Source organism: Terrabacter sp. 2YAF2 (assembly GCF_052114705.1).
Taxonomy (GTDB): Bacteria; Actinomycetota; Actinomycetes; order Actinomycetales; family Dermatophilaceae; genus Terrabacter.
Genome location: NZ_JBFRFG010000023.1, coordinates 26,146 through 47,671, shown reverse-complemented (window position 1 = coordinate 47,671; position 21,526 = coordinate 26,146). Strand labels below are relative to the sequence as shown.

21 protein-coding genes are annotated in these 21,526 nt (G+C 71.6%); 11 read left to right on the top strand and 10 right to left on the bottom strand.

Features of this window, described 5'->3' with window-relative positions; translation table 11 throughout:
- Positions 1–54 precede the first annotated feature (54 nt).
- From AB4030_RS19555 to AB4030_RS19535, 5 genes are read left to right on the top strand one after another with little or no spacing between them, the layout of a single operon-like run.
- Positions 55–210, top strand: a complete 156-nt coding sequence (locus AB4030_RS19555; RefSeq protein WP_142179199.1) for a DUF4177 domain-containing protein — start codon at positions 55–57, stop codon at positions 208–210.
- Positions 211–221: 11 nt separating this feature from the next.
- Positions 222–686, top strand: coding sequence for a RidA family protein (locus AB4030_RS19550; protein ID WP_442280879.1), 465 nt, complete (start codon positions 222–224; stop codon positions 684–686).
- 18 nt (positions 687–704) lie between these two features.
- Positions 705–1,547: an NUDIX hydrolase gene (locus AB4030_RS19545; RefSeq protein WP_442280878.1), complete on the top strand. Its 843-nt coding sequence runs from the start codon at positions 705–707 to the stop codon at positions 1,545–1,547.
- A 19-nt stretch (positions 1,548–1,566) separates the two neighbouring features.
- Entirely contained in the window at positions 1,567–2,364 is a 798-nt protein-coding gene (locus AB4030_RS19540) for an MBL fold metallo-hydrolase (RefSeq protein WP_442280877.1), read from the top strand.
- Positions 2,361–3,014 (top strand): nucleoside/nucleotide kinase family protein, encoded by a 654-nt coding sequence (locus AB4030_RS19535; RefSeq protein ID WP_442280876.1) that lies wholly within the window; start codon positions 2,361–2,363, stop codon positions 3,012–3,014. Before AB4030_RS19540 ends, AB4030_RS19535 begins: the two co-directional genes overlap by 4 nt.
- Before the next feature lie 57 nt (positions 3,015–3,071).
- Here the strand turns inward: AB4030_RS19535 and AB4030_RS19530 are convergent, their stop codons facing one another.
- From AB4030_RS19530 to gntA, 3 genes are all read right to left on the bottom strand, one after another.
- Positions 3,072–3,749: a Crp/Fnr family transcriptional regulator gene (locus AB4030_RS19530; protein WP_030203573.1), complete on the bottom strand. Its 678-nt coding sequence runs from the start codon at positions 3,747–3,749 to the stop codon at positions 3,072–3,074.
- An 86-nt stretch (positions 3,750–3,835) separates the two neighbouring features.
- Positions 3,836–4,426: a DUF1989 domain-containing protein gene (locus AB4030_RS19525; RefSeq protein ID WP_442280875.1), complete on the bottom strand. Its 591-nt coding sequence runs from the start codon at positions 4,424–4,426 to the stop codon at positions 3,836–3,838.
- A 58-nt stretch (positions 4,427–4,484) separates the two neighbouring features.
- Positions 4,485–5,381: a guanitoxin biosynthesis heme-dependent pre-guanitoxin N-hydroxylase GntA gene (gntA, locus tag AB4030_RS19520; RefSeq protein WP_442280874.1), complete on the bottom strand. Its 897-nt coding sequence runs from the start codon at positions 5,379–5,381 to the stop codon at positions 4,485–4,487.
- A 180-nt stretch (positions 5,382–5,561) separates the two neighbouring features.
- Here gntA and nth point away from each other — a divergent pair, with 180 nt between their 5' ends.
- The 4 genes from nth to AB4030_RS19500 all read left to right on the top strand — a co-directional run bounded on the left by nth (position 5,562) and on the right by AB4030_RS19500 (position 9,145).
- Entirely contained in the window at positions 5,562–6,221 is a 660-nt protein-coding gene (gene nth / locus AB4030_RS19515) for an endonuclease III (RefSeq protein ID WP_344255962.1), read from the top strand.
- Positions 6,218–6,961, top strand: a complete 744-nt coding sequence (locus AB4030_RS19510) for an NUDIX hydrolase (protein ID WP_442280873.1) — start codon at positions 6,218–6,220, stop codon at positions 6,959–6,961. Before nth ends, AB4030_RS19510 begins: the two co-directional genes overlap by 4 nt.
- The gene (locus AB4030_RS19505; protein WP_442280872.1) at positions 6,958–8,160 is read left to right on the top strand and encodes a MarP family serine protease; all 1,203 of its coding nucleotides are present in this window, start codon (positions 6,958–6,960) and stop codon (positions 8,158–8,160) included. Before AB4030_RS19510 ends, AB4030_RS19505 begins: the two co-directional genes overlap by 4 nt.
- 184 nt (positions 8,161–8,344) lie before the next feature.
- Positions 8,345–9,145, top strand: coding sequence for a GNAT family N-acetyltransferase (locus AB4030_RS19500; RefSeq protein WP_442280871.1), 801 nt, complete (start codon positions 8,345–8,347; stop codon positions 9,143–9,145).
- Between the two features lie 97 nt (positions 9,146–9,242).
- On the opposite strand, the gene AB4030_RS19495 is transcribed toward AB4030_RS19500, so the two are convergent.
- Genes AB4030_RS19495 through AB4030_RS19480 form a run of 4 tightly spaced genes read right to left on the bottom strand, consistent with a single transcriptional unit; the run spans position 9,243 to position 12,764 of the window.
- A complete protein-coding gene (locus AB4030_RS19495; RefSeq protein ID WP_442280870.1) occupies positions 9,243–9,635 on the bottom strand; it encodes a universal stress protein in 393 nt (130 codons plus the stop codon).
- Positions 9,632–11,182, bottom strand: a complete 1,551-nt coding sequence (locus AB4030_RS19490; RefSeq protein ID WP_442280869.1) for a tripartite tricarboxylate transporter permease — start codon at positions 11,180–11,182, stop codon at positions 9,632–9,634. Before AB4030_RS19490 ends, AB4030_RS19495 begins: the two co-directional genes overlap by 4 nt.
- On the bottom strand, positions 11,182–11,727 hold the full coding sequence (locus AB4030_RS19485) for a tripartite tricarboxylate transporter TctB family protein (protein ID WP_442280868.1): 546 nt from the start codon (positions 11,725–11,727) through the stop codon (positions 11,182–11,184). Before AB4030_RS19485 ends, AB4030_RS19490 begins: the two co-directional genes overlap by 1 nt.
- Before the next feature lie 2 nt (positions 11,728–11,729).
- Positions 11,730–12,764: a Bug family tripartite tricarboxylate transporter substrate binding protein gene (locus AB4030_RS19480; RefSeq protein ID WP_442280867.1), complete on the bottom strand. Its 1,035-nt coding sequence runs from the start codon at positions 12,762–12,764 to the stop codon at positions 11,730–11,732.
- A gap of 83 nt (positions 12,765–12,847) precedes the next feature.
- Between AB4030_RS19480 and AB4030_RS19475 the strand changes: the two genes are divergently transcribed.
- Positions 12,848–14,575, top strand: coding sequence for an ATP-binding protein (locus AB4030_RS19475; RefSeq protein WP_442280866.1), 1,728 nt, complete (start codon positions 12,848–12,850; stop codon positions 14,573–14,575).
- Positions 14,575–15,246, top strand: a complete 672-nt coding sequence (locus tag AB4030_RS19470; RefSeq protein WP_442280865.1) for a response regulator — start codon at positions 14,575–14,577, stop codon at positions 15,244–15,246. The genes AB4030_RS19475 and AB4030_RS19470 overlap by 1 nt, the downstream gene beginning before the upstream one ends.
- 27 nt (positions 15,247–15,273) lie before the next feature.
- On the opposite strand, the gene AB4030_RS19465 is transcribed toward AB4030_RS19470, so the two are convergent.
- The 3 genes from AB4030_RS19465 to AB4030_RS19455 all read right to left on the bottom strand — a co-directional run bounded on the left by AB4030_RS19465 (position 15,274) and on the right by AB4030_RS19455 (position 21,477).
- Positions 15,274–19,212 carry a S8 family serine peptidase gene (locus AB4030_RS19465; RefSeq protein WP_442280864.1) on the bottom strand — a complete coding sequence of 1,313 codons (3,939 nt, stop codon included), beginning with the start codon at positions 19,210–19,212 and terminating at the stop codon, positions 15,274–15,276.
- A 286-nt stretch (positions 19,213–19,498) separates the two neighbouring features.
- The gene (locus AB4030_RS19460) at positions 19,499–20,014 is read right to left on the bottom strand and encodes an FMN-binding protein (protein WP_442280863.1); all 516 of its coding nucleotides are present in this window, start codon (positions 20,012–20,014) and stop codon (positions 19,499–19,501) included.
- Positions 20,011–21,477, bottom strand: a complete 1,467-nt coding sequence (locus tag AB4030_RS19455) for a ferredoxin reductase family protein (RefSeq protein WP_442280862.1) — start codon at positions 21,475–21,477, stop codon at positions 20,011–20,013. The genes AB4030_RS19460 and AB4030_RS19455 overlap by 4 nt, the downstream gene beginning before the upstream one ends.
- Positions 21,478–21,526: the final 49 nt, after the last annotated feature.

The window sequence follows — 21,526 nt, the reverse complement described above, 5'->3', positions numbered from 1 at the left end:
GTGCGGCCGACGCACCCGCCGAGAGCCGTCAGCGCACTGAGTAGGGTGAGGGCCATGACCCAGTGGGAGTACCTCACCGCACCGCTTCTGATCCACAACACCAAGCAGATCCTCGACAACTTCGGGGCGGACGGGTGGGAGCTCGTCCAGATCGTCAACGGTCCCGACGGCACGAGCCTCGTCGCCTACTTCAAGCGTCCGAAGTCCTGAGGAGCCGTTCCATGTCCGCTGTCGAAGACCGCCTGTCCGAGCTCGGCCTCACCGTACCCGAGGTCGTGCCGCCCGTCGCCGCCTACGTCCCCGTCGTCCGTGAGGGCGACCTCGTCTTCACCTCGGGCCAGCTGCCGATGGTCGACGGCTCCCTCGCCGCGACCGGCAAGGTCGGCGCCGACGTCGACGCCGAGACCGCCAAGTCCCTCGCCGCCACGTGTGCCCTCAACGCCATCGCGGCCATCAAGTCCGAGATCGGTAACCTCGACGCGGTGACCCGTGTCGTCAAGGTCGTCGGTTTCGTCGCCTCCGACCCGGCCTTCACCGGCCAGCCCGGGGTCATCAACGGCGCGAGCGAGCTGCTCGTCAAAGCCTTTGGTGACAAGGGGATCCACGCCCGTTCGGCCGTCGGCGTCGCTGCGCTCCCGTTGGACGCACCCGTCGAGGTCGAGGTCATCGTCTCCGTCGCCCGATGATCGGTGCGTGACCGGCGCATGACCGGCACCGTGAACCGACGGTTCTCGTTGACCACCACGCCGGGCATCTCCGACGCGGCCTCCCGCTGGCTCGCCGGCGAGCGCTGGGACGAGGCGCCACCCCGCCGCGCGAGCACCGTGATGCTCCTGCGCGACGGGGACGCCGGGCCCGAGGTCTTCATGCTCAGGCGCGTCTCCGGGATGGAGTTCGCGCCGAGCATGATGGTCTTCCCCGGTGGCGGCGTCGACGAGCGAGACGGCGAGACCGGCCTGCCCTGGGCCGGCCCGGCGCCGGCCGAGTGGGCAGTGCGGCTCGGCTGCTCGCCAGCGGAGGCGCAGATGTACGTCGCTGCCGCGATCCGCGAGGTCTTCGAGGAGTGCGGCGTGCTGCTCGCGAGCCCGTCCGCGAGCGGGCCGCTGGCCCGGGTCGACGACCCCGGGTGGCGCGACATCCGGCTCGCTCTCGTCGACCGCCGGCTCTCGCTCGCCGACGTCCTGCACGACCGGGGGCTCGTCCTGCGGTCCGATCTCATCGTTGCCAAGGCGCACTGGCTGACACCGGTCTTCGAGCCGCGCCGCTACGACACGTGGTTCTTCGCCGCGCTCATGCCTCCCTTCCAGGTCGCCGACGGGGAGACCACCGAGGCCGACCACGCCGACTGGTTCGTCCCGTCGGAGCTGCTGAGCGCGTATGCCGCGGGCTCGGCCCTCATGCTCCCGCCGACCGTCATCTGCGTGGAGGAGATCCGCGACGCGCCTTCTGCTGCAGCGGTCGTCGTGCACAGCGACGAGCTGCCGCTCATCATGCCCGAGGTCGTCGACGGCCCCGACGGGGCCGCCATGGAGATCGTCGAACGATGAGGTGCGGGGTGGGGCGTCGGTGAAGGGCGGAGCGGCGGATCCTGCCTGGCATGGCGGCGCGGCGACCGTGCGTGCCGAGTGCGTGCTGTGCCCCAACCCCTCGCCGATGACCCTCGACGGCACCAACACGTGGCTGCTCGCCGAGCCAGGGTCCGACGAGGTCGTCGTCGTCGACCCGGGCCCGCTCGACGAGAGCCACCTCCAGGTAGTGCTGCGCCGCGTCGAGGAGTCCGGTCGTCGCGTCGCCCTCACCCTGCTCACCCACGGCCACGACGACCACGCCGAGAGCGCTGACCGCTTCCACCAGCTGACCGGTGCGCCGGTCCGGGCGTTCGGCCGCGGCCACGACGACCTGCGCGCCGGCGAGACCATCACGGTCGGCGGCCTCGAGATCCTCGCCACCCCGACGCCCGGTCACACGAGCGACTCCTTCTCCTTCGTCCTGCCGGCGGACAACACGTTGCTCACCGGCGACACGGTCCTCGGTCGCGGCACGACCGTCGTCGCGTGGCCCGACGGCAGCCTCGAGTCCTACCTCATCTCGCTCGACCGCATCGAGGCCCTGACCCGGTCCGGGGCCGTCACGAGCCTGCTCCCGGGCCACGGGCCGTTCGTCGCCGATGCCGCCGCGACCGTCGCCTTCTACCTGCGGCACCGCGCGGAACGGCTGGACCAGGTGCGAGGCGCGGTCGCCCGAGGTGCGCAGACGGCATACGACGTCGTCGAGCAGGTGTACGCCGACGTGCCACGGAGCGTCTGGCCGGCGGCCGAGCTGTCGGTCCAGGCCCAGCTGGAGTACCTCCGCGAGCACGGATGAGCATCGGGCAGCTCGCGGACGCGGCCGTGACGCTCGTCGGTGACCGGCGCCGAGTCGTCCTCGGCATCGCGGGGGCGCCGGGCGCGGGCAAGTCGACCCTGGCCGACGCGCTCGTCGGGGCCGTCGCCGCTCGGAAGGGGGCGGGCTGGGTCGCGCACGTGCCGATGGACGGCTTCCACCTCGCCGACGTGCAGCTCGACCGGCTCGGGTCGCGCTCGCGCAAGGGCGCTCCGGACACGTTCGACGCCGATGGCTATGCGCACCTGCTCCGGCGCATCGTCGACGAACCCGACTCGTGGGTCTACGCGCCCGGCTTCGACCGCACCCTCGAGCAGCCCCTTGCCGCGGCGGTTGTCGTGCCGCCGTCTGCCCGACTCGTCGTCACGGAGGGCAACTACCTGCTGCTTCCCGAGGCCCGCTGGGAGCGGGCGCGCGAGCAGCTCGCCGAGGTCTGGTTCGTCTCGGGGGACGACGACGTGCGCCGGTCGCGCCTCGTCGAGCGGCACGTGACCTTCGGCAAGGAACAGGCGCTGGCCGCGGCGTGGGTCGATCAGAGCGACGAGGCCAACGCGGTCCTCGTCGCTGCCGCAGCGGATCGTGCCGACCGGATCGTCGTCAACGGCCCGGACGGCTGGGTGCTCGAGCGCTGAGCACCGTGCTGCTGGGCAACCTCGAGCGACCGTGCTGCTGGGTCGAACTCGCCGTCCTCAGCGAGCGCGGCGCTTGAGCCGCTCGACGTCCTGAAGCAGTACCGCGCGCGCCTCGAGCCGCAGCCAGCCGCGCGTGGCGAAGTCGGCGAGTGCCTTGTTGACCGTCTCGCGGGAGGCGCCGACGAGCTGCGCGAGCTCCTCCTGGGTGAGGTCGTGGGAGACCATGATGCCGCCCTCGACCGGACGCCCGAAACGTTCGGACAGGTCGAGCAGCGCCTTGGCCACGCGACCGGGGACGTCGGTGAAGACGAGGTCGGCGAGGTGGGCGTTGGTGCGGCGCAGGCGCTGGGCGAGCGCAGCGAGCAGGGTCTTGGACACCTCGGGGCGCCCGGTGAGGATCGCCGTCAGGGACTCGTTGCCGAGACCGAGCAGCTGCGTCTCGGCGACGGCGGTGGCCGTCATCGTGCGCGGGCCCGGGTCGAAGAGGCTGAGCTCGCCGAACATCTCGCCGGGGCCGAGGATGGCGACGAGGTTCTCGCGGCCGTCGGGGCTCGTGCGGCCGAGCTTGATCTTGCCCTCGGCGATGACGTAGAGCGTGTCACCCCGGTCGCCCTCGTGGAACAGCACGTCGCCGCGCTCCATGTGCGACCGGCTCATCTCCGACTGCAGCGCGGAGGCCGCCTCGTCGTCCAGAGCCTTGAACAGGGGGGCGCGCCTCACCACGTCGAGATCCACGGGGTCAGTGTGCCACGTCGTCCGCGCGGTCACCCCGCCACCATGGGCAACTCGCGCTGCGGGTCGAACGCGCGCGCCCCGCGCGGTCAGTCGTCGATGCTGAAGTCGATCGGCTTGCACACGCCGTTGTTCGACTTCTCCGCCGAGCAGGCGGTCAGGCCGACGACGAGGTCGGCCTCGGCCCGCAGGACGAAGCGGTCCCCGGCCCGCGAGGTCGGCGGGTCGATGTGCAGCTCGCCGTTCCGCTCGGCCCACACGTTCATGAAGATGTTGAGCGTCGTCGAGATCCGGTCGGGGTCGACCCCGAAGCTCGCCATGTTCGTCGCCAGGTTCTCGAAGCAGCTCGGGTGGTAGGCCCCCTCGAACTCCGGGTAGAGCAGGTCGAACGTCTGCTGCGAGCACGGCGTGAGGAGCAGGTCGTGGTGCCCGCAGGTGTCCTCGACGACGGTGGCCATCGGCCGGCTGCGGTTGCTGTAGAGCACGCTGCCGGTCGTCACGGCGGTCGAGTTGGCGTAGTCGATGGTGCGTCCCGAGCTCAGCCACTCGTCACGGTCGTCGTCCATGACGGCGAAGAAGTCGCTGACCTGCTCGCCTGTCGGGTCCACGACCGTGAGGCGCTGCCCGGCACGCAGGAGGAAGGCCGTGCCGGTCTGGGGGGCGAGCCGCGTCAGGGTCATCCCGTCACGGTAGCCGCCGGGTGGCTGGACCACCGGCCCGCCCGGTCCGAAGTGACGGTCAGTCCTGCCGGGTCGTGCGTCCTGAGAGATCGTCATGCCTGTTCCCCTGGTGAGTGTCGGAAGGTGTGCCGGTGTGATCGAAGGTGTGGGCGTCGAGGGGCTCGTCGAGGGCGATGCCGGCGGCCGCGTTCACCTCGAGCGGCGGCTCCCAGCCGCTCGCGTGGTGACGCCCGGAGTACTGCAGCGCCTCGGTGCTGTCGCCGTGGTCGGCGACCATCGGGTTGATGAAGCCCTGGAGGTCCTCGTCCCGCCGCCGGATCGTGGTGCGCATGCCGTCGAAGCGGCCCTCGGCGCGAAGCTCCTCGAACTGGGCGTGCGGGTTGAAGACGAGGGTCGGCAGCGGTGCCCGGCGCGCCACGCGCGACGCAGCCGGGTGCAGACCGACGATGAAGTACGCGCTTCCGCCGGCGCTGAAGGCGAAGTGGGGGTCGTTGGGGTCAGAGCCCACCCCGGGCGCCCACGACTCGTCGTCGGCGTCGTGCAGACGTTGGAGCAGCCCGAAGAGTGAGGCCTCGAAGTCGGCCTCGCTGCTCGGCAGGGGTCCGCGGAAGGTCGCGATGAAGGAGTGGAAGCCGCCCTCGCCCTCGATGGCGGACGCGAAGGCGCGCAACCGCTCGAGGAGCTGCGCGGGGACGTCGGGGCTGGCCATGTCGTCGAGGACGACGTGGGCCAGGTTCCCGCGCCGGAAGACGGACTTGGCGCCCAGGCAAGGGAACTCGGCGTGCGTCACCATGAGCTCCAGGGACCGGACGACGTCGGCCTCGGGCGCGTGCGCCAGGTCCATGTCGGCGAGCAGGTCGAGGGTCGTCTCGAGCCTGTGGTGCTGGTCGTCCGGCACGTGCAGCCGGACGGTTTCCGTCGGCGTCGGTGCTTGCGTGCGCGTATCCGTTGACATGTCGGACTCCTCTCGTGCACGCAAGACGTACCCACCCGGGGTTTCCCTCACGCGAAACCTTGTACAAGGGGACGCGGAGCTCGGGACCCAGCCGGGCGGCATACAGTGTCGTCCGTGTCCTCCCGAGCCCTCGTGGTCGACGACGAGACCCCGGTCTCGCGCACGCGCCGCGCCCGCAAGATGTACCGCTCCCTCCACGAGCGCTACCCGTACGCGCACTGCGAGCTCGACTTCTCGACGCCGCTCGAGCTGCTCGTCGCGACGATCCTCTCGGCGCAGACGACGGACGTCGGGGTCAACAAGGTGACACCGATCGTCTTCGCGAAGTACCCGACGGCCGCGGACTACGCGAACGCCGACCGCACCGAGCTCGAGACGATCATCCAGCCCACCGGCTTCTACCGCGCCAAGACCGACTCGCTCATCAAGCTCGGCATCGCGCTCGTCGAACGTTTTGACGGCGAGGTGCCCCCGCGCCTGAAGGACCTCGTGACGCTGCCCGGGGTCGGCCGCAAGACGGCGAACGTCGTGCTGGGCAACGCCTTCGACATCCCCGGCATCACGGTCGACACGCACTTCGGTCGCCTCGCCCGCCGCTTCGGCTGGACCGAGGAGGAGGACCCGGTCAAGGTCGAGCACGAGGTCGGCCGGCTGTTCATGCGCAAGGACTGGACCATGCTCAGCCACGTCGTGATCTTCCACGGCCGCCGCACCTGCCACGCGAAGAAGCCGGCGTGCGGGGCGTGCCCGGTCGCGCGCTGGTGCCCGAGCTACGGTGCCGGCGAGACCGACCCGGACAAGGCGGCGAAGCTCCTGAAGTACGAGCTGGCGCCGAAGTGACCGACGTGGTCAGCCGGATCGCGTATGCCGGCAGGTCCGGTTCCATCGAGCCCTCCCCGACGCTCCGGGCGGGGACGGTCGCGCGCCCCGCGTGGATGGACGACGTCGCCGTGCGGCTCGAAGGCCTTGCCCCAGAGTGGTTCTCACGCTTCCTGCCCCCGGAGGAGGGCGGCCGGGAGTCGGCGGTGCTCATCCTCTTCGGGCCACCGCCCGCGGGCGCCGACGACGACGGTGAGCACGTCGTCCTCATCGAGCGCTCGCACACGATGCGCACCCAGCCGGCCCAGATCGCCTTTCCCGGCGGCTCGCGCGACCCCGAGGACGACGACCTCGTCGCGACGGCCCTGCGCGAGGCCGAGGAGGAGACGGGCGTCGATCCGGCGGGCGTCGAGGTCGTGGCGCAGCTGCCCTCGCTCTTCCTCGCGCCGGCGCAGTTCGTCGTGGCGCCGGTGCTCGGGTGGTGGGCGCAGCCCTCACCCATCGGGGTGCGTGACCCTGCCGAGGTGCACGACGTGCTCGCCGTGCCGGTGTCACACCTCGTCGACCCGGCGACGCGCTTCTCCGTGACGCACCCCTCGGGCTACGTCGGGCCGGGCTTCGACCTCGACCACCTGCTCCTCTGGGGTTTCACGGCCGGGCTCATCAGCAGCGTGCTCGAGCTCGGCGGCCTCGCGCAGCCGTGGGACGCCGACGTCCTGCGACCGCTGCCGGATCGCTACCTCGCGGGGAGGCGCCCGTGAGCGGCAGCGTCCTCCTCGACGTCGCCCTCGTCCTGCTCCTGCTCGCCTACGCGTTCTCGGGGTACCGGCAGGGGCTCATCCACAGCGTCTTCTCGCTCGTCGGCTTCTTCGCCTTCGCCATGATCGCGGTGTGGCGGCTGCCCGAGGTGCTCGCCCACTGGCCGTCCGTTGCCGACAACGACCGCACCCGGGTGATCGTGCTCCTGCTCGGCGTCGTCGCCTTCGGCTGGCTCGGTCAGTTCCTCGGCGGTCTCGTCGGGGGTCGCATCAGGCAGCGCGTGGGCCAGACGTCGCTGCGTCGCGTCGACTCGGTGCTCGGTGCGGTCGTCGTGACGCTCGCGGCGAGCCTCATCATCTGGTTCCTCGGCGGGGCGCTGCGCACGGCCGGCAACCCCGCTCTGTCGAAGGCCATGGCCGAGTCGAGGGTGCTCCAGGTCGTCAACTCGGTCGTCCCCGAGGAGACCGGTCAGGTCTTCGCTGGCTTCCGCGGCTTCCTGTCGAGCCAGGGCTTCCCCCAGGTGTTCGGCGGCCTCGCGCCCGAGCCCATCACGCCGGTCCCGGCTCCCGACGCGGCGGTCGCGCGGTCGCAGGCGATCCGCACGGCAGGTCGTTCGGTCGTCAAGGTGACGACCCAGTCCCAGTCCTGCCAGCGCGGACAGGAGGGCACCGGCTGGGTGCTGTCCCCGGGACTCATCGTCACCAACGCCCACGTCGTCGCGGGCGCCGACGAGGTGCGCGTGCAGGGCGGCGACGAGACGCTCCGCGCCCGGGTGGTGGTCTTCGACCCGCGGCGCGACCTCGCGGTGCTCAGTGTGCCGGGGCTCCCGCTACCTCCGCTCCAGCTCGGCGGCGAGCTCCAGCGCGGCGACTCCGCGGCCGTCCCGGGCTACCCGCTCGACGGTCCCTATCACGTCGTCTCGGCCCGGGTGCGCGCCAAGCTCGACGCCCGCGGGCTCGACATCTACGGCCGCGAGCGTGTCGTGCGCGAGATCTACTCGCTCGCGGCGGTCGTGCAACCCGGCAACTCCGGTGGCCCGCTCCTCGACACCAACGGCAGGGTCGTCGGCGTCATCTTCGCCAAGTCCCTCGAGGACAACGCGACGGGCTACGCCCTGACGCTCGCCGAGGCCAAGCCGGTCCTCGACGAGGGCACGTCGGCCGGGGCCCCGGTCGCCACCGGCGCCTGCGTCTCCGGCTGACCTGCCTGCGCCCACCACGCGACGCCAACCCCACCCGACCTGAACCGTCGAGAGGCCACATGTTGTCGGGGTGACACCGTCGAGAGGCCAGAGGTGGTCGGGTGTCCGTGGCCTCTCGACGTGGGGCAGGCGGCACAACGTGGCCTCTCGACGGTTGGGGTTGGGGGTGCGTCATGATCAGGAGATGCGTCTCGACAGCCCCGGCCTCGTCACCGACCTCGAGCTGCTCCGGCTTCAAGGATCGACAGTGACCGACCACGGTGACCACCTCGTCGTGCGGACCGAGGCCAACCCGACCTTCTGGTGGGGCAACTTCGTGCTCGTCCTCGGCGAGGCGCGCTCAGCAGAGGTCGACCGGTGGGTCGCGCGCTTCGAGGAGGAGTTCCCCGACGCGCAGCACCGCGCTGTCGGCTTCGCCCAGGACGGCGGCGACACCGACGCCTGGGCTGCGCGCGGCTGGGAGGTCGAGAGCGATGTCGACCTCGCCACGACGGCGGTGCCGACGGCCGCCGACGCGCCCGACGGCATTCCGGCGCTGAGCGCCGGCTCCAAGCTCCGGGCGCTCGCCACGGACGACGACTGGGAGCAGTCGGCGCAGGTCGGTGCCCGCGACACCTCGGAGGCGCAGCGCGAGGGGCGCCTCGTCTTCGAGCGGCGTCGCGTGACGGCCCAGCGCGGGCTCGTCGACTCGGGGCGGGCGCGGTGGTTCGGGGCGTTCGACGGTGACCGGCTCGTGGCCCGGCTCGGGATCGTGCGGCTCGGCGACCTGGCCCGCTACCAGGAGGTCGTGACGCTCGAGAGCCACCGGCGGCGCGGGCTCGCCGGCGCGCTCGTCCGGGCCGCGGGGGAGTGGGCATTCGAGGACCCGGCGGTCGGGCAGCTCGTCATCGTCGCCGAGGACGGAGGGCCGGCGATCGGGCTCTACCACCGGGCCGGCTTCGCCGAGGTGGCCCGCCACGTCGGCGTCTCGCGGCCTCCGGCCTGATTCCCGAGGCGTCGAGTACCCACGTCCCCACGCGGGGGAAGTGGGCACTCGACGGTGGTGGCTGGAGCCGGCGCTCAGCGCCGGAATGCCGTGTGCCTCAGTCCGCCTTGACGGCGAGGACCGGGCAGGTGGCGTCGAGGAGCAGCCGCTGCGCGGTCGAGCCGAGGAGCAGCTTGCCGACGACGCTGCGGTGCCGGACGCCGATGACGAGCATCCGGGGGTTCTCGCTGTCGATGACCTGGAGGATCTGGTCGGCGGGGTCGGTGCCGTGCTCGATGCGCCGCACCTCGTGCGACACGCCGGACTCGGCGAGGTCGGCGTCGAGCCGGTCGAGGTCCGAGCTTGCCGCGCGGTGCGCGTCGACGAGCTTGTCGTCGCGCGACATGTTGAGGACCAGGATCGACTCGTCGTGCGCCTTGGCCTCGGCGATCGCGGCCGCGAGGGCCGCCTCGCCCTGCGGGGTGGGGATGTAGCCGACGAGGATGCTCATGCCGTCACCTCCGCAGCGGTAGGGACGGCTGCCGTCGTGCCGGAGCCCGGCCCGCCGTCGTGGTCGCGACCGCGGCCTCGCAGCTTGGCGACGAGCGGCCACAGGAGCACGATCGCGATGATCGCGAAGCAGACCCAGGCCACCGGACCACCGACGAGCCCGCTGATGTCGCCGCCCGAGAGCTGGAGCGACCGGYGGCCCTGGAGCTCGGCCAGCGGCCCGAGGATGACGCCGATGATGAGCGGCAGGACGGGGAGCCCGAACCGGCGCAGCGCGAATCCGACGAGCCCCAGCCCCAGGAGGAGGAAGAGGTCGAACGGCTGGGCGTTGACGGCATACGCCCCCATCGAGGCGAAGAAGAGGATGCCGGCGTAGAGGTAGGGGCGCGGGATCTGGAGCAGCTTGGCCCAGGCGGGCGCGAGCGGCAGGTTGAGCAGGAGCAGCATCGTGTTGCCGACGAAGAGGCTCGCGATCAGCGTCCAGACGAGGACCGGCTGCTTCTCCATGAGCAACGGTCCGGGCTCGAGGCCCCAGCCCTGCAGGGCCGCGAGCATGATGGCCGCGGTCGCGTTGGTCGGCAGGCCCAGCGCCAGCATCGGCACGAGGGTGCCTGCAGCAGAGGCGTTGTTGGCGGCCTCCGGCCCGGCGACGCCCTCGATGGCGCCCTTGCCGAACTCCTCGGGACGCTTCGAGAGCTTGCGCTCGGTCATGTAGGACAGGAACGTCGGGATCTCGGCGCCGCCCGCAGGCAGCGCGCCGAAGGGGAAGCCGAAGGCGGTGCCGCGCAGCCACGGCCTCCATGACCGGCCCCAGTCGTCGCGGCCCATCCACGGCCGACCGACAGGGATGACGCCGGCGGCCTTGCGCCGCAGGTGGGCCGCCACCCAGAGCGCCTCGCCGACGGCGAAGATGCCGACAGCGACGACGACGACGTCGATGCCGTCGGCGAGCTGGGCGACGCCGAAGGTCATGCGCTGCTGTCCGGTGACCTTGTCGATGCCGATGACGCCGATCGAGAGACCGATGAGCAGGGCCGCGAAGCCGCGGATGCGGGAGCTGCCGAGCACGGCGCTGGCGCCGACGAAGGCGAGCAGCATGATCGCGAAGTACTCCGGCGCCCCGAGGCTGACCGCGAACTTCACGACCTGCGGCATGAGCAGGGCGAGCAGCAGCGTGCCGATGGTGCCGGCGATGAACGAGCCGATGGCGGCGGTGGCGAGGGCCTGCGCGGCCCGGCCGGCCTTGGCCATCTTGTTGCCCTCGATGGCCGTGACGACCGAGGAGGACTCGCCCGGGGTGTTGAGCAGGATCGAGGTCGTCGAGCCGCCGTACATGCCGCCGTAGAAGATGCCGGCGAACATGATGAGCGCCTGGGTGGGCTCGAGGCCGTAGGTGACGGGCAGCAGCAGCGCGACGGTCATGGCGGGGCCGATGCCCGGGAGGACGCCGACGGCGGTGCCGATCGTGACGCCGATGAGGGCGAAGAGCAGGTTCATCGGGGTCAGGACGTGGCCGAACCCGTCGATGAGGTTGGCGAAGTTGTCCATCAGAGAATTCCTTGCAGCACGCCGGCGGGCAGGTTGACGTCGAGCCCGATGGCGAAGGCGTAGAAGGTGGCGAGCGCGAGGCCCAGGCCGATGAGCAGGCCGCGCACGTGGTGGCGGTTGCCCAGGGCGAAGGCCGAGCCGGCGAAGAGGATCGTGCCGCTGATGACCCAGCCGAGCGGCTCGATGAGCACGGCGTTGAGGATGAAGAAGGCGGCGAGCAGGCCGAGCGTCTTCCAGTCGGAGCCGGTCGAGAGGTCGACGTCCTCGCCCTCCTCGGCACTGCCGACGCCGCCGCGGAAGACGTCGACGGCATACAGCACGGCGGTCACGAGCAGGAGGAGGCCGAGGATGATCGGCACGGGACGGGGGCCCACGGGGTCGTTGCTGCTCGTCGCGTGCCCGATGCGGGCGGCGTCGGCGAGCAGGAGGACGCCGAGGACGGCGAGGGCCGCGCACAGGCCGTACTGTGCGCGGTCCCTGCCGGTCTTCGTCGTGACTCCGTCGCGAGTGGCGTCGGGCAGCGAGTCGGACGTCGTGTCGGACATCGTCAGCTCGCGAGCCCGAGGGTGGTGAGGATCTCGGCGACCGATGCGTCCTGCTCCTTGAGGAACGTGCCGAACTCCGGGCCGGTGACGAAGGCGTCGGTCCAGCCGCGCTTGGTCATCTCGTCCTTCCAGCCCTGCGAGGCATGCATCTTCGTCAACGCGTCGATCCACGTGGCCTTGTCGGCCTCGGAGATGCCGGGAGGGGCCACGATGCCGCGCCAGTTGGTGAAGACGAGGTCGATGCCGGACTCCTTGAGGGTCGGCACGTTCGGCAGGGCGGCGATGCGCTTGTCGCTCGTCACCGCGAGGACCTTGACCTGCCCGGCCTTGACCTGGTCGAGGAACTCGCCGAATCCGCTGGCACCGAAGGAGATCTTGTCGCCGATGAGGGCCGGGAGGAGCTCACCGCCGCCGTCGAAGCCGATGTAGCTGACGGTCTTGGGGTCGATGCCGACCGCCTTGGCCAGTTGCATCGGGAGAAGGTGGTCGGGACCGCCGGGCGACGAGCCGCCGCCGACGTTGACCTTCTTGGGGTCGGCCTTCCACGCGGCGACGAGCGCCTTGACGTCCTGGTAGGGCGAGTCCTTGGGCACGACGATCGCGCCGGCCTCCTCGATGAGCTTGGCGATCGGGGTGGTGTCGTTCAGCGTCGCGTTGCTCTTCTGCGTGTAGGCGGCGCCGACGACGCCGAGGCCCATCTGCATGGCGAGCTTGCCGTTGCCCTTCTCGTTGACGGTGCGCTGCAGGCCGACGGTGCCACCGGCACCGGGGAGGTTGAAGACCTGGATCGCGCTCGTGATCTTGGCGGCCTCCATGACCTTCGCCGCGGTGCGCGCGGTCGTGTCGTAGCCGCCGCCGGGGGCGTTGGGGACCATGATCTGCAGGTTGCTGGCGGGGGAGCCGCCGGCGGCGCCGGAGGCTCCGGCAGCGGTGTCGTCCTTCTTCGCGGTCGCGCCGCAGGCCGAGAGGGCCAGGGCCGTGACGCCGACGGTGACGCCGAGCAGGACGGACCTGCGGGCGGGAGTGCGAGTGCTCATCGTTGAGGTCTCTTTCGCGTTCTGTGGCTGGAACGGCATGATCGTGGCCTGCGCCACGACGCCGTGTCGCCCTTGTGTCAGCAATGAAGGTTGAGTTCGTTTTGGTCACGCAGAGACCGGGCCGCTTCGGTCGCCTCTCCCTCGCCGGGCAGCTGCTCGTCGTGCAGATGGTCATCCTCCTCGGTGTCCTCGTGACGGTCGCGCTCGTCTCACTGGCGCAGTCGGACGCGACGTTCACCCGCACCGAGGGCCGTCGGGTCTCGGCGATCGCGGAGCAGCTCGCGAGCACCCCGATCGTGCGCACCGAGATGGGGCCGGGCGGTGTCGTCAACGTCCTGCCGGCCGTGGTGCAGTCGGTCGTGACGCAGTACGACGTGACCTCGGTGACGATCGCGGACGCCGACGAGGTCGCGCGGGTGTCGTCGGACCCGACGATCGACAAGACCCGCATCCCACTCGGCGCGCCGGCCGTCGGTGAGGGGGCGAGCTGGACCGGGGTCATGGACGTCCGCGGGGAGCGGATGCTCGTCGCGCAGAGCCCGCTGCTCTACACGCCGACGAGCTCGTCGGAGTCGGCGCCGCTGCCCGTCGGCGCCCAGCTCGGAACCGTCATGGTCGCCGTGCGTATGCCGTCTGCCTGGGACCGTCTGCAGGGCAACTCGTCGTACCTGCCGACCTACCTCGGCATCGCCCTGGTGCTCGGCGGCGTCGGGTCGTGGCTGCTCGCGCGGCGGATCAAGCGGCAGACGCTCGGGCTCGAGCCGGCGGAGATCACCGGGCTCGCGGAGAGTCGTGAGGCGATGCTTTTCGGCCTGGCGGAGGGGGTGGTGGCGCTCGACACGAACGAGCGGATCACGTTGGTCAACAACGTCGCCCATCATCTGCTGGACCTCCCGGAGCACGCGGTGGGGATGCGCCTGGACGACCTGCCGATCGGGCCGCGGCTGCGGGACGTGCTGCGGGGCGTCACGGACGAGAACGAGGCCGGTGACGGTGCGAGCGAGGCCGGCACGTCGCGCGACCAGGTGGTGCTGCGCCGGGGACGGGTGCTCGTCATGAACCGCATGGAGGTCACCAAGGACGGTCGGCCGCTCGGGTCGGTGACGACCTTGCGTGACCGGACCGAGCTCGCCGACCTCGAGCGCGAGATCGGCTCGTTCCGCAGCACGACGGAGCTGCTGCGGGCGCAGGCCCACGAGTTCGCCAACCAGCTCCACACGATCTCGGGGCTCATCCAGCTCGGGGAGTACGACGAGGTCGTGGGTTACGTCGACTCGGTGAGCGAGCACCGCGCCCAGCTCGACCTCACCGTGTCGCGTCGGGTCCGCGACACGGCCGTGACGGCGCTCGTCATGGCCAAGGCTGCGCAGGCCACCGAGCGTCGCGTCGAGCTGCGCGTCTCGGACGACACCTCGCTCGGGCGCATCGGTCCGCGTGACTCGGCCGACGTGGCGGCGGTGGTCGGCAACCTCGTCGACAACGCCATCGACGCGGCGGCATCGTCCGAGGGCGACGACAAGTGGGTCGAGCTGACGATCCGGCAGGACGCCAGCTCGCTGGAGGTGAGCGTCGTCGACTCGGGTCCGGGCATCGCGCCCGAGGTCGTGACCGAGGTCTTCACCCACGGCTACACGACGAAGGCGGCCCGGGCGGGGGAGCGCGGCATCGGGCTGGCGCTGACGCGCCTGATCTGTCAACGTCGGGGCGGCGAGGTCGAGGTCGAGAGCACCCCGACGGGGGCGAAGTTCGTCGCCCGCCTCTCCGTCGAGGCCGTTCCCGTGCTCGTGCCCCTGACCAGCGAGGAGAAGTGATGACTCGGGTGCTTGTCGTCGACGACGACTTCATGGTCGCGCGGATCCACCGGGGTTTCGTCGAGCGCGTCGACGGCTTCGAGGTCGTCGGCACGGCACGCACCGGCGACGAGGCGCTCGCCCTCGTCGCCTCGCTGCAGCCCGACCTCGTGCTGCTCGACCTCTACCTGCCCGATGCGTTCGGGCTCGACGTCGTGGCGCAGCTGCGGGCAGCGGGCGAGACGTGCGACGTCCTCGTCATCACCGCGGCGAAGGAGGCCGACGCCGTGCGCGGCGCTGTGAGGCAGGGTGTCGTCGGCTACCTCCTCAAACCGTTCGCCTTCACCGACCTCGAACAGCGCCTGCTGACGTATGCCGCCGAGCGGGCCCGCGACCTCGGCGACGACCTCACGCAGGCCGAGATCGACGCGGCGTTCACGTCGCAGCCGGTCGGGCGGGGGCCCCTCGCGGTGCTGCCGAAGGGGCTCAGCGCGGAGACTGCGGAGTCGGTCGAGCGGGCGCTGCGAGAGTCACGAGAGACGCTGTCGGCGACGGAATGCGCTGAGGTCGTGGGGATCTCGCGAGTCAGTGCGCGGCGCTACCTCGAGCACTTCGTCTCATTCGGGCAGGCGGAGGTGACGCTCCGCTACGGCTCCACGGGCCGACCCGAGCGCCGCTACCGCTGGCTCTGAGCCACGACCAGACTCCCGCGCCATTGGTCAGTAGACCTTGACGACACGGTTGGGGCTGTAGGAGGCCAGGTGGTCCACGTCGGCCGGCTTGTACATCCGATAGGTGAAGGTGCCGCGCCATCCCGGCCTGAACGCGAACGCGTAGGCGCTCGTCGAGCTCAGCGTCCGGCTGGCCACGTTCGTCCAGGCGCCGTTGCCGGCATACCGCTGGAGGTAGACGGTCTGGCCGGCGTGCGCCGGCGCGACCGACCCGGAGATCGTGAACGAGCCGCCCAGCGCCAGCGAGCTCCGGCTGACGGCGCCGGTGACCGTGGTCCGGACCCCCACGCGCGCCGCGGGGCTGCTCGAGCCGACGAAGCTGCCCGAACCGCGGTAGACCCACTGGTAGTCGAGCGAGGCCCCCGGCCGGCTGACGAAGGACACGGTGCCGGTGGAGCTCGTCGTGGGCGTCGTCAGGAGGTACCACGTCGTGGTGCCGACCTTGCGCCAGTGGAGCTGGACGGGGACCCCGGCGAGGGCGGCGCCGGTGTCCCGACGCGTCAGCCTGCTGCTCAGGGTCACCGCGCCGCCGTAGGTCAGCGACGTGACGGTGGCCGACATCGTCGGGGCGGTCCCCACGAGCGTGCGCGAGGAGGCTGGGCCGAGCGTGCCCGAGCGGTCCTGGGCCCAGATCCTGAAGCTGTAGGTGCTGCCCTGGGGTAGGTACGGGACCGTGACGCTCGTGCCGGAGCCGGAGTAGACGTCGGTGCCGCTCGTGATGCTGGCGGGAGGCGTCGTGCCCGCAGCCATCCGGACGAGGTAGCGGTTCGCGTCGGGTGACCCCGTGGCCTTCCACGTCAGCGTCGCAGCCCGCACGGCGCCGGTGGCCGTGAACGAGCCGACCGCCGAGGGAGCGGGGTCCACGGTCTGGAAGGTGGAGGAGTATGCCGTGCCCATCGTCGCGCCGGACGTGTCGGTCACGCCGGAGACCGTCAGGCGGTAGGGCGCGGCGTTCTCGAGCGGTGACGTGGGCGTGACCGTCGCGGTGCGAGTGGCGGCGTCGTAGGTGACCGAAGCCGGCACGTCCGATCCCGTCCGGCCGTCGACCAGGCTGATGGTCGAGGCGGTCACCGTCGAGGCGCTGACGTCACGGGCGAAGGTGACGGTCGGTGCCGCCGCCGTTGCGACGCCCGTCGCGACGTCGGAGGGGGTGGAGCCCTGCACCCACAAGCCGTCCGGCCCGGGCGGAGTGGCCGTGGTCGCGTTGCGGAGCACTGCGACGCCGGTCCGCGTCATGAGGGCCACGTCGGGGTGCCCGTCGCCGTCGAGGTCTCCGATGGAGAGCTCGCCCTGGCGCGTGGGAAACAGGGATTCGCCCAGGCCCGTGGACGCTGGCTCGCCGAAGCCGCCGCCTGCGAGGCCCGGGAGGACCGAGACCATCGCGGGGTAGCCCGTCCCCGACGTGACGAGGTCCGGGATCCCGTCGCCGTTGACGTCCGCGACCGCGAGGGTTTCGCTGTGGCTCGGCACCGGGGTGGTGGTCGGCGCCTGCAGGGTGCCGTCGGCTGCCTGCAGGTACGTCGCGAGCATCGGCGGACCGTCGTTGCTGCGCACGAGCGCCACCACGTCGGGGCGTCCGTCGCGGTTGACGTCGACGTTGCGCGCGGCGCCCACCCCCGAGCCGGCGGGCAGGCTCGAGCTGACCGGGTGCGTGGTGATGCGCCAGCCGGTGGGATCGTTGTGCAGGACGACCACACCAGCACCGCTGGTTCCCAGGACATCCGGCCGGCCGTCACCGTCGAGGTCGGCGATGGACAGGTCGGACATCGAGATCCGGAAGTGCACGGCCGTGGCGTACGAGCCGTCCGCCTGGTGGATCCGGATGTAGGGCGAGCCGTTGAGGGTGACCGCGACGTCGGGGTGCCCGTCGCCGTCGAGGTCACCCGTCGCGATCTCCTGCACCTGTGACCCCGAGATGCCGCTGAGGTACTGCGGCGCCGCGAGCGTCCCGTCCGGCAGCCGATGGAAGACCTGCACACCGTCGTACGTGCCGGCCAGCACCTCTGCCGCCCCGTCGCCGTCGACGTCGCCCAAGGAGAGCCGCATCACCGGCGAGTCGTTCGCCGTCGGGTAGAAGGTGCCCTCGTCGAGCTGGCCGGCCGCTGTCTGCGCGTAGACGATGATCCCCCTGGGGGTGACAGGGTCGCTGTACTCGCCGAGGATGGTGACGACGTCGGCGCGGCCGTCGCCGGTGACGTCAGCGACGGCAGTGGAACCCGCCATCGGTGTCGCTTGTTCGAGCCACGACGGGGAGTCGAGGAGCGCGCCCGGGTGCCTGGCGAGTGACACGGTGTAGGGACGCGGGTCGCGTGCGCCGTTGACGTTCTGGACCTTGACGTACGAGGTGCCGGGAGCGGCAGTCCACCCGACGAGCTCGGGATCGCCGATTCCGTGGTGGTCGGTCACGGCCAGGGGCCGAAGGTTCGAGTCGTAGACCGAGACCACCGGGTCTGAGTTCTGCGCGACGTTCGTGTCCCAGGCTGGAGGGGTCACGGTCACCGAGAGCGACTGGGTCGTCGTCGTGTCGACGCGGTACCAGTCCGCGTCGCCCTCGACGCCGAGGGTCCCTGTCGTGGTGCCGGTGAGCGGCGTCGCCCGGCTCGGGACGTCGTTGGGTTCGTCGGCGCCGAGGCCGGGCAGGCCGAAGCTCGGCGCCCAGCCGCCGCCCACGGCGTTGGTGGCGTCGACGATGCCGGCACCGTAGTAGGGGTCGATGCCGCGCGGGCCGGCATCACGGGCGGTGGACCTGAGGCGCGCGAGGACCTGCGCAGGGGTCAACGTGGGCGTCTGGGCGCGCAGGAGCGCGACCACGCCCGAGACGATCGGCGCGGAGAAGGACGTGCCGTCGCCGTAGGCGTAGTTGTCGTTGCCGGAGGAGTCCGCGATCTCCGTCGAGAGGATGCCGAAGCCGGGGGCGGCGAGGTCGACCCAGGAGCCGTAGCTGCTGAATTGGGTGAGCGCTCCATCGGTGTCCGTCGCCGCGACGGCCACGGCCACGGGGTAGGCGGCCGGGTACTGCGGCACGTCGTCACCCGAGTTGCCGGCAGCCACCACGACGACTGCGCCCTGGGCCACGGCGTTGTTCACGGCGTCGTGCAGGAGAGGGCTGTCGGCATCGCCGCCCAGGGAGAGGTTCAGGATCTTCGCGCCGTGGGAGACGGCCCAGTTGATGCCGTCGACGACGTCGGAGTCGGCGCCCTCGCCGTTCGAGTCGAGGACCTTGACGGGCATGACCTCGGCGTTCCAGGCCACCCCGGCGATGCCCTCGCCGTTGCCGGTTCCGGCGGCGATGATGCCGGAGACCATCGAGCCGTGGCCGTTGTCGTCGCTCGCGGCACCGGCGGCGATGCCGGCCTTGGTGATGGCGTTGTACCCGGCGACGGTGCGCCCGAGGAGGTCGGGGTGCGTGCCGTTCACGCCGGTGTCGATGACCGCGACGACCTCAGCCGGCGATCCCTTCGACCGGTCCCAGGCGGTCGGCACGCGCACCGTGTCGAGGTAGTGCTGGTAGACGTAGAAAGGGTCGTTCGGGGTGGCCGAGGCCTTCCGCACGTAGTCGAGGGTCACCGCAGCCACCGCGGGGTCGGCCTTCAGGCGCTTCGCGAGGTCCTCGGCGCTCCCGCTCGTCGTGACCTTGACGAAGCCGGTGCCGGGAAGTGTCTGCGCAACCCGGCCGCCGTGGGAGGTGACGGCGTTGTCGCGTCTGGCCTTCGGGGCGGAGGTCCGGAACTTCACGAGCACCGTGTGTGGTGCGTGAGCCTGGGTGTGCGCCTGGTGCCGGGTCGGCCGCGGCAGGTGCTTCGCGGCTGAGACCCTGCCCTTCGACGAAGGCGACGGGGAGGCCGCCGAGGCGGACGCTGACATGGCCGAGACGGGCGTGATGAGCGCCAGCGCCAGGGCCGCCGAGGAGAGGCGGCGAGAGGGCATGGACGGTTCCCTGTGGTGAAGAGGTGTGCGAGCGCACCGTCCAGCTGGATGGGTGCGAGCGAATCATGGCAGGGCGATGTGCGTGTTATGCCCGAGTTGTTCCTATTCGCAGGGAACTCCCAGACAGTGGGCGAACCAGCGTCGCACCCTCGGAACGTGCACTCGAGACCGAGCCCACGCGAGGACGAAAGATGCGGCCCGCCGACCACAGGGAGGAGATCGGCGGGCCGCGGCGGTCTGCCGACCCCAGGGGTAGGTCGACGAACCGCGTTCGTGGAGGGCGGCGTCAGCCCAGGTGGGCGGCGTCGATCGCCGCCTGGAGGCTTTGCTGGTAGGCCTCGCTCGTGTAGGTCGCGCCGCTGACGACGTCGATCTGCGCGGACTGCTTGTCCAGCGCCTCCTGGCGCAGGATCGGGGCGGCGCCGGCGCTGATCGACACGGACGTGCCCGAGCTGTCGGTCAGCTGGAGGGCGTGGACGTCGGTGATCTTCTTGCCGGTGAAGCTGACCCGCACCTGGACCGAGCCGTACTGGGTGTCGACGACGGCGCCGTCGACGGTGCCGGAGCGCGGGGCCGGGGCCGCGGCCTTGGACGGCGTCCCGGATGCCCGCGAGCCGCTCGAACTGGTGACACCGCTCGCGGGTCGCGGCGGTGCGGCGGCGACGGGCGTCCCGGCCTTGGCGGACGAGACGACGTGGACGCCGGTGGCGGTGGCGTGCTTCGGCGTCAGGCCGCTGGCCCAGGACGCACCCAGCGTGACGATGCCGGCCAGGCCGACGAGGACGGTCGTTCCCTTTCTCACCAGGAGAACCTCTCGTCGTGGATGTGGGCCTTGCGGATGCCGCCCTCCAGGAGGCTGCGGTGGACGAGGTTCATCCAGCCGCCGGGTCCGCAGAGGTAGGCCTCGTGGCGGCGCAGCTCGGGGACGAGCTCGGCGAGCCGTTCGGCGTCGGGGACGGGGGTGCCCCCTCGGCGCGAGTGGTCGGGCGGCAGCCACGAGCCGGCGACGGGCGGCCCGACGAGCAGGAGCAGTCGGTGGCCGCCGACGGCGGTCAGGTGCTCGAGCTCGTCGCGCAGGGCGAGTTGTGACTCGTCGTTGGCGCGGTAGACGACGGTGACGTCGCCGGGGCCGGCGTGGCCGTGGCGGACGAGCTCCTCGAGGATCGAGCGGACCGGGGTGACGCCGATGCCGGCGGCGAGGAGCAGGACCCGGCGGCGGACGCGCTGGCGGGCGGTGAAGGCGCCGTAGGGGCCCTCGAAGAGGACGCGCGTGCCGGGGCGCAGGTGGGCCAGGCGGCTCGAGTGGTCGCCGAGCTCGCGGACCGTGATCCGCAGGTGCCGCCCGTCGGGGGCGCTCGAGATCGACCACGGGTGGGCGGTCGCGAGCAGGCGGGGGCTGACGAAGCGCCAGTTGAGGTACTGGCCCGCGCGGACCGGGAGGCGGTCGAGGTGACGCCCCTCCATGCGGACCGACCACACGCCGGGGGCCTCCTCGACGACGTCGGTGACGCGCAGGCCGTGGCGGAGGCTCCGGGCGACCGGGACGAGCACGCGCCACCACACGACGCTGGCCGCGACGAGGACGAAGAGGGTCCACCAGTAGGTCCGGACCCACTGCGACGCAGTGAAGTCCGAGCCCATCGAGAGCTCGTGCGGCACGGAGAGGACGACGGCGGCATACGCCGTGAGGTGCACGAGGTGCCACCACTCGTAGGACAGGCGCCGGCGGGCGATGCTGACCGACGTGACGGCGATGACCACGAGCAGGGTCGTGGCGCCGAAGGCGAAGAGCAGGTCGCTGCCGCCGGTGAGCAGCCGGAAGGACTCGATGACGGGGGCGAACGGGCCGTGGAGCTCGTCCCGCGCCGCGTAGCCCAGGACGATGGCGCCGACGTGGACGAGCACGAGAGGGACGGTGACGCGGCCGAGGATGCGGTGGGCCTTGAGCGCGCGGTCCATCCCGTAGACGCGGTCGATCCACGGCACGCGGGCGGCGAGGAGCAGCTGGATGAGGAGCAGGTCCATGGCGACGAGGCCGGTGAGGCGCCCGACGGCGATGAGCATGGTGCTCGACGTGCCCGCGGTGAGGTCGTGGCTGCCCCCGCCGAGCAGGAACTGCGCCGCGACCGCGAGCAGGCTGGCGATGGCCAGGGTCTCGAGCAGGTCGCCCGTGCGGGCCTGCCACCGGCGGAAGTCCGCCCCGGCGCGTAGGGCGCGACGGACCCGGCTCGGGGTCCCGCGGTGTGGTGCGATGGTGGTGCTCACGTTGACGATCGTCGTCAGGCGATCTCAGAAAGTTATGAGACGCGGCAGA

What these genes read in the sequence shown, in the direction of transcription:
- AB4030_RS19485 (WP_442280868.1), bottom strand. Translation starts at nt 11,727, where the DNA reads ATGTCCGACACGACGTCCGACTCGCTGCCCGACGCCACTCGCGACGGA.
- AB4030_RS19495 (WP_442280870.1), bottom strand. Translation starts at nt 9,635, where the DNA reads ATGAGCATCCTCGTCGGCTACATCCCCACCCCGCAGGGCGAGGCGGCC.
- AB4030_RS19465 (WP_442280864.1), bottom strand. Translation starts at nt 19,212, where the DNA reads ATGCCCTCTCGCCGCCTCTCCTCGGCGGCCCTGGCGCTGGCGCTCATC.
- nth (WP_344255962.1), top strand. Translation starts at nt 5,562, where the DNA reads ATGTACCGCTCCCTCCACGAGCGCTACCCGTACGCGCACTGCGAGCTC.
- AB4030_RS19535 (WP_442280876.1), top strand. Translation starts at nt 2,361, where the DNA reads ATGAGCATCGGGCAGCTCGCGGACGCGGCCGTGACGCTCGTCGGTGAC.
- AB4030_RS19475 (WP_442280866.1), top strand. Translation starts at nt 12,848, where the DNA reads ATGAAGGTTGAGTTCGTTTTGGTCACGCAGAGACCGGGCCGCTTCGGT.
- AB4030_RS19470 (WP_442280865.1), top strand. Translation starts at nt 14,575, where the DNA reads ATGACTCGGGTGCTTGTCGTCGACGACGACTTCATGGTCGCGCGGATC.
- AB4030_RS19525 (WP_442280875.1), bottom strand. Translation starts at nt 4,426, where the DNA reads ATGACCCTGACGCGGCTCGCCCCCCAGACCGGCACGGCCTTCCTCCTG.
- AB4030_RS19550 (WP_442280879.1), top strand. Translation starts at nt 222, where the DNA reads ATGTCCGCTGTCGAAGACCGCCTGTCCGAGCTCGGCCTCACCGTACCC.
- AB4030_RS19500 (WP_442280871.1), top strand. Translation starts at nt 8,345, where the DNA reads ATGCGTCTCGACAGCCCCGGCCTCGTCACCGACCTCGAGCTGCTCCGG.
- AB4030_RS19480 (WP_442280867.1), bottom strand. Translation starts at nt 12,764, where the DNA reads ATGAGCACTCGCACTCCCGCCCGCAGGTCCGTCCTGCTCGGCGTCACC.
- AB4030_RS19555 (WP_142179199.1), top strand. Translation starts at nt 55, where the DNA reads ATGACCCAGTGGGAGTACCTCACCGCACCGCTTCTGATCCACAACACC.
- AB4030_RS19545 (WP_442280878.1), top strand. Translation starts at nt 705, where the DNA reads ATGACCGGCACCGTGAACCGACGGTTCTCGTTGACCACCACGCCGGGC.
- gntA (WP_442280874.1), bottom strand. Translation starts at nt 5,381, where the DNA reads ATGTCAACGGATACGCGCACGCAAGCACCGACGCCGACGGAAACCGTC.